The sequence below is a fragment of the Sphingopyxis sp. H115 genome (assembly GCF_001468465.1).
Lineage (GTDB): Bacteria > Pseudomonadota > Alphaproteobacteria > Sphingomonadales > Sphingomonadaceae > Sphingopyxis.
Map to the genome: position 1 here is coordinate 59,675 of NZ_LNSA01000011.1, position 11,595 is coordinate 71,269.

Consider the following 11,595-nt stretch of genomic DNA (forward strand, 5'->3'; position numbering starts at 1 on the left):
TCCCTAGAATTCATAACCCATCGTCAGGCCATAGGTTCGCGGCTGGTTGGCGAAGCGCACCACGACGTTGGCGTTGCTCGCGACCGCCGACCAATAATATTTGTCGAAGAGGTTCTTCGCCCACAGCGACACCGACCAGCCGCTTTCGTCTTTCAGGCCCAGGCTGGCGTTGACGGTGCCATAGGCGTCGACCTTGTACAGATCGAGATCCTCGAAGATCGTGTTCGACTTGCTCTGATATCGCGCGCTGACCGCACCCGTCAGGCTGACCGTATCGCTGACCGGCGTGTCATAGGCGAGTGTCAAACTGCCTTGGAATTTCGGGCTATAGATAAATTCGGCGCCATCGAAATTCTCGGGCTGCCCCGCTGCGTTGGTCCCGTCATAGTCGTTGATCCGCGTTTTCAGGTACAATGCATTTGCGGCGATCGTCAGCCCGGTCGCGGGGCGGATCGTCAGCTCGCCCTCGACGCCATAAGCCTCGCTGTCGGGGACGTTATCGAGGCGCGAGAGCGCGGTGTAGATCGGGTCGGCAAAATAGGTGCTGATCTGCTTGTCGCGATAATCATAGTAGAAGGCCGACAGATTAGCTTGAACCGCACGGTCGGCGAGCGTCGCCTTCACACCCACTTCGTAGGCGGTCAGCTTCTCTTGCTTCACCGGCGCATTCTGGCGCGCAAGGTTCGCCGCGTTGATCGGCGTCGTCCCGGACTTGTAACCGCGCGAGACCGACGCATAGAGCAAGGTATCGTCGTTCGGCGACCAGTCGAGCGCGACGCGCCAGGCGACATTGTCTTCCTTGAGCAGCGATTGCACTTCGCCGAACGTGCCCGTCACGGGATCGAAGCTGTTGCACTGCCCCTCTGAAATCTGCGGTGCGAGCACGCCGTATGTTTGCAGGTAGAGCGCGCGGTTCACGACATTGACGTTGGGCAGCATGTTGCCGTTGAAGTCGCGCGAACAGCCATTGTAGCGTTGCTTGTCCTCGGTATAGCGCACGCCGACGGTCAGCTTCAGCTGGTCGGTCAGCTCGGCATCGACGTTGCCGAAGACGCTCCACGTCTTGGTACGGATGCGCCCGAAATCCTCATAGGTGCGGAACGCCTGACTGAGTTCGAGCGGCGTATAGCCGCCCGAGTTGAAGATCGGGCTCGCGAGCAGCGGCACCCCCGCGCCCCTGATCAGCCCGACATTGGCGTTCTGACCAAGCAAAGTGCGGTTGGAGTCGATGATGCGATCGTTGGCATAATAGGCGCCGATGAGCCAGTTCACCGCGCCGGCCTCGCCCTCAACATGCAGTTCCTGCGCGAAGCTCTTGATCCGCCCGACGGTATTCTGGAGGAGGATTTCGAACGGCGCCCCGCTCCAGTCGGAGAGTGCGTCGCGCTTGAAGTCGTTGTAGCTGGTGAGCGAGACGAGCTTCATCGTCTCCCCCAGATCCTGATCCCAGCGCAGCTTCAATCCCCAGAAACGGTTATCTTCGGCAAGCGGCCCATCGAGACCGAGCCCCGTGCCGATATCGGCAGACCGTCCAGCCTCGGGCGCCCAGTCGGCTTGGCTCGCCTTGGTCGGGAAATTGTTGGCGAGATAAGCCGCCAGCCCCGGCGCATTGAAAAAGCGCGAGTTGCTGGTGCCCGTCGCCGGATCGGTTGCGGGGGTGAAACCGATCCCCTGCCCCGCCACCGTGTCCGACTTGTTGCGCCAATATGTGACCGACAGGTCGAAATGCGTGCCCGGCGCCGGATCGATCGCGAGCGACCCGCGCACGCCATATTTCTCGACCTCGCCGAGCCGTTCGTCGCGGCTGTTGCTGACTTGCCAGCCCTTGTCGCTATTCTCGCTGCGGAAGGCGATGCGGGCGGCGATACCCTCGCCCAGCGGGCCCGACAGATGGCCGCCGATATTGTAGGTCTGGTAGTTGCCCAGATCGGCCTTGATGCTGCCCTCGAAGCTGTCGGTCGGCTTGGCGGCGATGAAGTTGATCAGGCCGGCGGTCGTGTTGCGGCCATAGAGCGTGCCCTGCGGTCCCTTGAGCACCTCGACGCGTTCGAGGTCCATGACCGGTCCGGTGTTCATGATCGGATAGGCATAGGCGACCTCGTCGACATAAGTACCGACGGTCGAGGTCGAGGAAAGGTTGATCGTGTTGAAGCCGATCCCGCGCAGCGTATATGTGGGCACACCCTGATAGCTTTGCGAAACGGTGAAGCTCGGCGCCACCGTGGTCAGGTCGCGCATGTCGGTAACGCGCAGATTTTCCAGGGTTGCGCCGTCGACCGCCTGGATTGCCATGCCGACGTCGTTCATCGATTCGGCGCGGCGCTGCGCGGTAACGATGATATCGCCGTCGGCCGCAAGGCTGTCGGGTGCGGTTTCCTCGGCGGCAAAAGCCGGTGCCGCGACAACGAGACCGATTGCGGTGCTCGCGGCCAGGAAAATACGCATTGCCTTCATCATTCATCCTCCCTCAAACGGCTTGTCGCGGGGCTCGTCTTTGTGCGAGCGTCGGGCGAAGCCGGACCCTGACAGAACAAAGGATTGCGGCTGGTCGAACAAGCTGACACCTGTGTCAGGGAGTGGAGGGACGCGCGCGTGATCGAGGAGAGGGCCGAATGCTGGGCGGACATGCCGGCGCTGATCGCGGCGGTGCAAGCCGCTGGCGACGAGATCGGCCTGCCCTATGTCGCGGCACAGGCCGACCTTGGCGATCCCGAACCGATGAGTGACGCCGACGGACGCCCCTATGCCGAAACCAGCTTTCGCTGGATCGATCCGGATTACGCCTATTGGCGCGACCGTAAACTGGCCTTGCAAATCGCCTTCCTGACCGCGGCGCGGCTAATCGGCGAACCCTTTTACTACAGCGAGGGCCGCCTTCGTACCTGGCGACCCACCCATCTGCTCGACGAGGTCGATTGCTCGCAGGCCCAGAATACGTCCAATTTCGGCGAGGCGATCATCGCGCCGGTGCATCTGCCGCGCGGGCTGGTCGGCGCGGTCTTCTGGTGTTCGCGCGAGCCCGTCGGGGTCGAGGCGATCTTTGCTGGGCAAGCCGGCCATCTGCACAATCTCGCAGTCAAGCTGGTCGCGACGCACAATGAAGCGCGCGGCCGGCCGCGCAATGCGACCGTTCCACAGACGTTGACGCGGCGCGAAGTGCAATGCCTGCGCTGGGCGGCGGCGGGCAAGACCGATGGCGAGATCGGGATTATCCTGTCGCTGTCGGTGTCGACGGTGCGCTTCCACCTGCGCAACGCCGCGGCGAAGCTCGGCGCGACGGGACGTGCGCAGTCGATCCAGATCGCGGCGGGGCTCGGCTTCGTCGGTGCGCGCGCGGCCTGATGCAGGTGACAGCTTGGCCCGGCAGCGTTCGAAAGCCTAAGCGGAGGCCATGGACATGCTGAACGATCCGGCGTTTACGGCCTTTCGAGACGAGGTTCGCACCTTTCTCGCGGCGCATCTGCCCGACGACATCCAGCGCGGCGCGGCACGCGCGACCAGCGTTTTTGTCGACCCCGCGATCACGCTGCCGTGGCAGCGCATCCTTCATGCCAAGGGCTGGGCTGCACCCGACTGGCCGGCGGAGTTCGGTGGGCCTGGCTGGAACGAGATCGAACGCTATATCTTCGCCGCCGAATGCGCGCGCGCGGGCGCGCCCAACCTTGCCCCGATGGGGCTGAAAATGGTCGCCCCGGTCATCATGCATTATGGCAGCCCCGAACAGCGCGCCCATTATCTGCCGCGCATATTGTCGGGCGAGGATTATTGGTGCCAAGGCTTTTCGGAACCGGGGGCTGGGTCGGACCTTGCCGCGTTGCAGTTGCGCGCGGTGCCGGATGGCGCCGACTATGTGCTGAACGGATCGAAAATCTGGACCACCCATGCGCATTTCGCAAACCGGATGTTCGCGCTCGTGCGCACATCGAACGAGGGCAAGCCGCAGGCCGGGATCAGTTTCCTCCTCCTCGACATGGACGCGCCGGGCATCACCGTCGAACCGATCCGCACGCTCGCGGGCGACCATGAATTTAACCAGGTCTTCTTCGACGATGTCCGCGTGCCGCAGGCGAATCGCCTTGGCCGCGAGAATGAGGGCTGGTCGGTCGCAAAGCATCTGCTCACCTTCGAGCGCGGCGGCAAATATGCGCCCGGGCTGATCGGTCGGCTCGAGCGGCTGCGCAAGCAGACGGAAATCGATGCGGTATTGCGCGCACAGGTCGACCGCGAAGCGATAAACCTGCAAGCGTTGCAGGCACTCGAACTCAAGGCGATGCGCGGTGTCGGCGGCAGCAGCGCACTTTATGCGTCGGCGTTGAAGATCCTTGGGACCGAGACGGCGCAGCGGATCGACGCACTCGCCTGCGAGATTGCGGGTCATCCTGCGTGGGCCGACGCCGACGGTCAGGCGCCCGACGAACTGGCCGTCGTGGTGCCGCGCTATCTGAACGACCGCGCGGCAAGCATCTACGCGGGATCGAACGAAATCCAGCGCGATCTGATCGCGCGCCTCCTGTTGGGCTAGGCTGTCGCCTGGGCAAAGCGCGCCAGATGGTCGGCGCGCGGGCCGAACGCCGCGGCGATCGCCAGCGCGCGTTTGAAATGGCCGCCAAGGTGCAGTTCCTCGGTCAGGCCCATCGCCCCGTGGATTTGCACCGCGGCTTCGCCGACGATCCGCACCGCGTCCGCCGTTTCGATGCAGGCGGCGCTGACCAGTCGGGAACGCTCGGCGCGACCCTGATCGATCGCGCCGATCGCGGCCTCGACCAGCGCCGCGGCCTTCATCGCCGCAAGTTTCATGTCCGCGGCGCGATGGCGGAGTGTCTGAAACAGGCCGATCGGCCTCCCGAACTGCTTGCGCTGACCCAGATAATCGACGCTGTCGGCAAGCATCCGGTCGATCAGTCCAAGCGCTTCGGCACAGCGGCCGACAAGCACCAGGTCGGTCGCGAATTCCGCAAGCCCGCGCGCCGCGGCATCGGACGCCAGCACCTCGGCATCACCCGGCTTTAGCGTGAAGCGAAGGTCGGCCGAGACGCTGCCGTCGTGCATGATGCGGTGGCGTTGCTCGACCTTGTCGTGTTCGGCCGCAATCCGCAGCAAGGCATCGCCGTCGGCCAGCACAAGCAGATCCGCTTCGGCGGCGCCGGCGACCAGCGTCGCACTGCCCCGGACCGACGCATCCTCATCCACCACCGGCATGGTCGCCGACGACGCGGGACAGATGATCGCCGCCCGCTTGGCGCCCGTCGCCAGGTCCGGCAATGCCGCGTCATCGGGCGCCACGCGGCCGAGCAACAGCGTTGCCGCGGCATGGGATAACCAATCGGCCCCGGCCAGCGCGGGCCCGAGTTCCGCCATGACAAGCGCGATTTCGATCGCGCCGCCGCCAAAGCCGCCTGTCGCCTCGGGTAATGCAAGACCCGCAAGGCCCAGCGATTCGGAAAGCTCGCACCAACTGGGCCGCGGCCTGTCGGCGAGCAAACGCTGGATGCTTGCCTGCAACAGTTGCTGCTCGCCCGATAGCGGGAGGTCTATACCGCCCATGCCCGCGCACCCCGCAGGTCCGAAACGACGGGCTTTGTCGGCCGCCTCACCCATATCGGCATTATATCTCTCACACCATCCTCCCGCCTTCCGCCTAGCGGCATAGCGTCGAGAGGGTCTAGCTGATTGGCGTATCAGGTCGAGTGTCCGGTGCCCCCTGTCCTATGGCAGCAAAATGTCGCGGGGGAACACCGGCTGGCTGGGGCGGCAGGATACTCACCTAGTATCCAAGCAACTAACTAAAATAAAACGGTTTCTGTCCTCAACTTCGCCGGCGTTGCCACGCCGGGGTATTTCCAAAGGGGCCACGGCCAATGACGCGCATCCAAAACAGCATCCGCAAGGATGGCACTTATTATTTCCGCCGTATCATCCGTTTAGGCAAAGATAAGCCTTTCCGGATACGCATATCGCTTCGGACAACGGACCACTGCCGGGCGCGGATCATGACGCCGACGCTGGTCGTGAAAAGCGAAGCGATACGCATGAGCATGATGCAGACGATTAACCGCGATGGATTGACCGCCGATCAACGTGCCGAGATTTTTCGGCGTCAGATGCTCCGCGAGCGCGATCGTCTCGAAGCCGGACACGCGCAATTGCAACTCGCCGATCTTGGCGACCAGCTTCCGGAAGAGGCGCTCGAAACCCACCTCGACTTGAGTGAAGCTGTCAGCGCCGACCTTGCGCGCAACGGCGACACGGGTCCGCTTCTTGTGATCCGCATCCCGCCGGAGGATCCGGAAGCGGGCGAAGGACCGCCCATCGAGATATTGACCTGGGAAGACTACATCGGCGCGCTCGCCGGTGAGGACGTCAACGCTTTAGCGCCGCTCCATCTCAGCGACCTGCAAATCCCGCTGTCGCCGCTCAATCTGCAGATGGCCAAACGTATCATCCACCAGGCAGGCGTTCAGGCGATCAAGGAATATCGCGAGATCGTCGCCAATCCCGGTGCGGCCTATCCCCCTATCGCAATGGCATCGCCCGCCGCTTATTTGGCGCCCACGCCCTCGCCCGCGCCTATCGCGTCGGCTCCCCCTTCACTCCCGGTCCCCACCGCTGCAGAAATTGTCGACGGGGCCGACGCGTCGATGTCCCAGTGGCGCACAATGTCTCCATCCGAGGCGGCCGCTGCCTTTATCGAGGCTAATCCGCGCACGGGCGGCAGCGACGGCAACGCCCGCAAGAAAGGGCCAAGCTGGACCGAGAAGACACGCGAGCAGTTCAAACTGCCAGCCCTCCTCCTCGAGCAGGTCATGGAGGGGCGGCCGCTCGCCAGCGTAACCGACGTCGATCTCGGACGGCTCAACGCGCACTTTAACCGGCTGCATGGTCGCAGTTTCCGCAAGTCCCCGAAGCATCGAACTATGACGATCCAGGAAATTGCCGACCAGACCGACGCGCTCGTGCGGGCGAAGAAGATCTCTGAGGAGGAAATCGGCCTCGGCATCGGCACGACGAACCGGCATTGGGGTTTTCTACGCCAGCTCACCGACTGGTTCGCGCGTCATCAGACGATCGCGAGCCTCGATTATTCGGCCTTCATCATTGCCGATGACCGCGACCCCCGCACGCTTCGCGACACTTATTCGATCGAAGAGGGCAGACAGCTGTTCGGCTTGGCGCCATGGTCGGGGAGCGCGTCGACCAGCCGCAGGTTCGCGCCGGGCAAGACAATCGTCCACGACGCCTGCTACTTTGTGCCATTGATCGCTTGGTATACCGGCCTCAGACGTGAGGAAATTTGCGGTCTTGAACTGGCCGATATCGAGCAGGAAGATGGCATCTGGCATTTTAATATCCGCGACAACACAGTCCGGAAGCTCAAGACCAAGACATCAAACCGGCTGGTCCCCTTCGCCAGTGAACTCGTGCGGCTGGGACTGCCGGGCTATATGAGCGCGATGCGCGATGCCGGAGAAACGTTGCTCTTTCCGGAACTGTCCGCAGAGAGTGGCAAAGGAACGCTGGGCGATGCCTATTACAAGCTGCATTGGGTCAAAATCGCATCCCGCCTACCGTTCATTGAGCGCGGGCAGGCCATGCATTCATTCCGCCACACGCTGACCGACGAGCTCAAAGCGAATATGGTCGATCAAGAGGTGCGCGCCGACCTTGTCGGCCACAAGATTAGTTCGGAGACTGGCGGTCGCTATTCCAAGGCCACACGCCTCGCACATTTGCGCGATGCGGTGGCAAAGGTGCCGGTGGTCACGGAGCACCTTGAAGCGGCACCGATTTCGCTACTCCCGCCAGCCAAACGGAGACCTCGCCGATCGCGGTCGCGCCGAGACATATTCAGTAACTGAAGCTACACGTCGGCACCGGGAAACCTAGACGCTCAGGCCACCGCATCCGCTTTAACGTTTCGGAGCAAGGCGGTTGTAAAAGGTGGTTGTGCGCCTTGGAGCCTACGAGCGTCATATCAGATCGCATTGCTGGGCAAGGCTGATCTCTGTCCGCAGCCGGTCTGGCATCGGGCGCGGCATACAGCACTACCGCCGTCGCCAGCATTCCACTTCGCACATGGAAATAGGTTCCAGTGTCCAGCGTATCGACAAGATGCGACACGGTATCGATTACGTCGCAAATTCCTTGCGCGTGCCGGAGATCGGAGAGGCAGGATTGCGCACGCCACGCCGTCCTGAGGCTCTTGGCAAGTCTGTGACCGCCACCCTTCGCCTCAACCGAGCTGCCCAGCTTCATCAGATCGACCGTGATTGGCAGTGGAAGTGGCAAATCATTATTCGGTAGATCAAAAATCATGTTTCAGCCTTTCGAGCATATAGCCGCATAAGGACGCGGATCCGTAAAGGATCGAAAATACCCGAAGAACCACGCCAAATTTGTTTCATTCGGAACCCACCCACCGCCGGTCCACAAACCGTCTTCTTTTTGGCGTTGATCGACGCTTGCCGGAGCGACCAACATCGGGCGCAAGGTGACGCGCGGCAGGTCCGGCGAGGCATATTGAAGCGTACATTCGACGGCCTTTTCGCACAAACGGCGGCAATCGACAGTGGCGCGCCGCGACCCTTGAGGTTTAGCACTACCGTTAGGAGCTCGCGCGATAACATACCCGCTCGATCACTGCTGCCGATTTGGAAACCACCTTCGGCTTAACTGGGGCCTTGACGAATCATCGGATGCTGAGCGAAAAACATTGCAGGCCGTCCCGCCCGACCTGCCATAGAGTTAAAGCGGACTATCTCTGGATACCGGATCGACCTTCACATCGAGGTCGATGCTTAAACTGTGGCCATCGACCAGTTGGAAGGATTGATCCATGGCAGCGATTCCGCTCACCGAAGAGGCCGTCTACAGCGTCAAGCAAACGCTCCGTCACCGTTTCCCGAAGGACAAGTCCTCGCATTTGTCCGAGGCGCTTGCGGCCGCCCTCAGTTTCAAGACGAGCATGTCGCTCGTAGAAACCATCCGGCAAACTGACCGGCAGGACCCTGATTATATCTTGGCGGACGAGGGGCAATTCCTGAGCAGGCTGGCTCAGTTGTCCGATCGCAAGTTCACCAGCGCCGACCGCAGCCTCAACTTCGATAACCTTCGCTATCCGGAGCCTGTTCCCATCGTCCGCACAAGGTCGAAGGGATGGGACAGGGTTAAATATGCCAAGTCGATCCGGCGCCGTGCCTGGCGCAACATGATGATCGCGGCGCTCAACGAAGGGATCAAGCTCCGCGCCTTCACTGTCCGCCCGGGCGACAACCGCTGGCCGGGGGCCGATCGAGACAAGCGCGGTCATCTTGTTTGCTTCGTATATCCCTTCTCGATCGGCGGCCTCTCGGGGATCGCGTCCGTCAACGACGCCGGCTACGACGAATTGTCCGTGCACGCTTCGCTTTGGCCGACCGAAGACGCGGCGCGCTGGATCCAGAGTTCGAATGCCTGCTTTCTGGCCGGGGAGGTGTTCGCGTCAGGTTGGTTGGAACGGCGTGATGGCGCTTGGCTTCAAGTAGGACGTGAACTGAGTGCCCATCAGTTCGCTTGTCGCAAGCACAGGCTTGCCGAAGTAGCCGCGCTCACGGTCGAACCAAATGGCTACGCCGATCGCGGAAGCTTCAAACTTTAGCGGATCGGTGGGTCCAGGCGCGCCGTGCCCTTTGGGTGCCGCGCGCTAGCCCCCTCGTTTCAAGTCTGCAATCCACTGCTTCAGTGCAGGACTTTTGCCGTAGCTGATGACCCCCGATGTAGTCAGAGCAAAGGCCTTTCCGATATCGAGGTTCTCCAGGCCATTTGTGTGGAATGTGCCACTGAATGAAGCGTGACGATCGAGCTTGATAGGCAAGGCCGTTCCGTCGACGAACATCTGAGCTGATATCGGTGCTCGACGGGGCAACGCCCCCTTGCTGCGTCCGATCGTAAAGCCGATCTCCGAAATGGTGATTGGAAAGGCGCTCAGATTGACGACTTCGATCGCCATGCCGCTGAAGCCCGGCGCTATGCTCCATTTGGGAACGACACGGATCCGCACCCGCCTGTCGTTGATGCTGTTCCAGGTGTTCAAGATCCCGAGCACGGCACCCAGAACGGCGATCGCCAATGTCATCGCTGCCGGCCAAGTCATTCTCTCAAATCCCCCACCTGTTCCTGCATAGGCTCTTCACGGTCTGTCTATGCAGGCAATGTAGGACTGCGCGAAAATATGTGTACTGATCGGGCGCCGCGCGTCAAAGCGACATAGAGATGCTGCCGGGACATCGCCGACCCGGGCTGATCGGCGTCGAGTATGACGACATGTTGCGCCTCAAGGCCCTTCAGAAGCAGGGTCGAACCGACCGCCTTGGAAGGTACGACACGCCCCGCCTGCCGATTCCGTTCGCGAAGCAGAGCGATTGCAGAGCCGAGATCGGGGCCTCCTCCTGCAGCCATCGTCAGTGCCTCGATCATGATGTTGAATGCGCTGCGCCTATAGACCCGGCGTTCGCGATCCGAAGCCATGCTCTTCAGAAACGCGATCGCCTGCGGATAGCCTCCCTGGTTGAACAGGGCTATGGCGGTGAGCTCCTGCGGTGTAGGCGGCGTTCGATTTCGATCGGCCTGGATCGACTGAATTCTCTGTTGCAGCCGATCGCCATATACATTCGTCATGACCTGGGTCAGAAACGCGATGCAGGCTTGCAGCAACGTGTCGCCGCTGAGGCCATCCATATTCTGGGCGGCGTTCACAATATCCCGAAAGTCCACGGGTTCAACAACGCTCACGCCGGCTGCCCGACTTGCATAATCGTGCCGCGATCCTGCCCGAATAGGATCGCCGACGATAAGGATGCTCTCGTTCGGGCTATTCCGAGAGATGTCGAACTGGACTCGGACCTGTTCGGTGATCGTCGCATTGGTGTCCGTTCCGATCGGGTGCCAGAATATCCGGTTCGGGCATGATCGAAGGTCGATGGACAAACCTTGCGAGAGCGCCTCGCGGGCACTAAGCAACCATTGTCCGAGATCGTCGGCGCCAGCGTTCGACCAGCGCCAAGGGGTCGTCAGCCGACCGATCTCGGGGAAGGTCGCAGCAACGTCCGAGTGCCAGTCGGCGAGCGGGTCTCCACCGAACCCGAAAATCGCCTGCATGGGGTCGCCGAAAATGACGGTGGGGATTGCATTGGCAATTCCGGACACGATGGAATGCTGCGTGACGGAGCAATCCTGATATTCGTCGACGAGCAGGCGACCGTAGGTTGCCTGCAGTTCCCTTGTGATATGACCCGACTGGCATAGTCGGCCAATTGCCGCTTGTACCTCGGGATAGATGGGCGCCGCGATCGGGTCTTGCCGGAATCCAGCCCGAGCGGGGAACATCGAGATTAACCCCAGCGCCCAGCCTGCGATCGTATTGAGCCGGTAATGGCTGGCCGGCACTCCGTCGCGCTTCAGCCGCTGGTGAAGGGCTGCGACCCCGGCGGTCGTGTGCGTAAGAATCAGCGTCGGCTTCTCGGCCGGGGATGCCACCGACCGCGCGATCAATTCGGTTTTGCCGCAGCCGGCAGGCGCGACCACATGACCGCGGCGCGACGCGAGGATCATCGAAACGTC

Annotated in this window: 8 protein-coding genes; 4 read left to right on the forward strand and 4 right to left on the reverse strand. The window is 61.9% G+C overall.

Annotated features, from left to right (window positions below; translation table 11 throughout):
• Nucleotides 1-3: 3 nt before the first annotated feature.
• On the reverse strand, nt 4-2,457 hold the full coding sequence (locus tag ATE71_RS09770) for a TonB-dependent receptor (protein ID WP_058803317.1): 2,454 nt from the start codon (nt 2,455-2,457) through the stop codon (nt 4-6).
• 135 nt (nt 2,458-2,592) lie between these two features.
• Between ATE71_RS09770 and ATE71_RS09775 the strand changes: the two genes are divergently transcribed.
• Together ATE71_RS09775 and ATE71_RS09780 are read left to right on the forward strand one after the other, a co-directional pair.
• A complete protein-coding gene (locus ATE71_RS09775) occupies nt 2,593-3,342 on the forward strand; it encodes a helix-turn-helix transcriptional regulator (protein ID WP_058803318.1) in 750 nt (249 codons plus the stop codon).
• A 49-nt stretch (nt 3,343-3,391) separates the two neighbouring features.
• Nucleotides 3,392-4,522, forward strand: coding sequence for an acyl-CoA dehydrogenase family protein (locus tag ATE71_RS09780; protein ID WP_058803319.1), 1,131 nt, complete (start codon nt 3,392-3,394; stop codon nt 4,520-4,522).
• On the opposite strand, the gene ATE71_RS09785 is transcribed toward ATE71_RS09780, so the two are convergent.
• Nucleotides 4,519-5,544, reverse strand: a complete 1,026-nt coding sequence (locus ATE71_RS09785; protein WP_058803320.1) for an acyl-CoA dehydrogenase family protein — start codon at nt 5,542-5,544, stop codon at nt 4,519-4,521. The genes ATE71_RS09780 and ATE71_RS09785 overlap by 4 nt on opposite strands.
• Nucleotides 5,545-5,858: 314 nt before the next feature.
• On the opposite strand from ATE71_RS09785, the gene ATE71_RS09790 reads away from it, so the two are divergent.
• Nucleotides 5,859-7,856 (forward strand): site-specific integrase, encoded by a 1,998-nt coding sequence (locus ATE71_RS09790; RefSeq protein WP_058803321.1) that lies wholly within the window; start codon nt 5,859-5,861, stop codon nt 7,854-7,856.
• A gap of 977 nt (nt 7,857-8,833) precedes the next feature.
• Complete coding sequence (locus ATE71_RS09800; RefSeq protein ID WP_058803323.1) at nt 8,834-9,634, forward strand: hypothetical protein; 801 nt, start codon at nt 8,834-8,836, stop codon at nt 9,632-9,634.
• A 45-nt stretch (nt 9,635-9,679) separates the two neighbouring features.
• Here the strand turns inward: ATE71_RS09800 and ATE71_RS09805 are convergent, their stop codons facing one another.
• Nucleotides 9,680-10,111 carry a hypothetical protein gene (locus ATE71_RS09805; protein WP_058803324.1) on the reverse strand — a complete coding sequence of 144 codons (432 nt, stop codon included), beginning with the start codon at nt 10,109-10,111 and terminating at the stop codon, nt 9,680-9,682.
• Nucleotides 10,112-10,176: 65 nt separating this feature from the next.
• A complete protein-coding gene (locus ATE71_RS09810; RefSeq protein ID WP_058803325.1) occupies nt 10,177-11,586 on the reverse strand; it encodes a UvrD-helicase domain-containing protein in 1,410 nt (469 codons plus the stop codon).
• Between the last annotated feature and the right edge of the window lie 9 nt (nt 11,587-11,595).

Excerpts from the sequence above, each read along its gene's own strand:
- ATE71_RS09770 (WP_058803317.1), bottom strand. The coding sequence starts at position 2,457 with ATGATGAAGGCAATGCGTATTTTCCTGGCCGCGAGCACCGCAATCGGT.
- ATE71_RS09780 (WP_058803319.1), top strand. The coding sequence starts at position 3,392 with ATGGACATGCTGAACGATCCGGCGTTTACGGCCTTTCGAGACGAGGTT.
- ATE71_RS09785 (WP_058803320.1), bottom strand. The coding sequence starts at position 5,544 with ATGGGCGGTATAGACCTCCCGCTATCGGGCGAGCAGCAACTGTTGCAG.
- ATE71_RS09790 (WP_058803321.1), top strand. The coding sequence starts at position 5,859 with ATGACGCGCATCCAAAACAGCATCCGCAAGGATGGCACTTATTATTTC.
- ATE71_RS09800 (WP_058803323.1), top strand. The coding sequence starts at position 8,834 with ATGGCAGCGATTCCGCTCACCGAAGAGGCCGTCTACAGCGTCAAGCAA.
- ATE71_RS09805 (WP_058803324.1), bottom strand. The coding sequence starts at position 10,111 with ATGACATTGGCGATCGCCGTTCTGGGTGCCGTGCTCGGGATCTTGAAC.
- ATE71_RS09810 (WP_058803325.1), bottom strand. The coding sequence starts at position 11,586 with ATGATCCTCGCGTCGCGCCGCGGTCATGTGGTCGCGCCTGCCGGCTGC.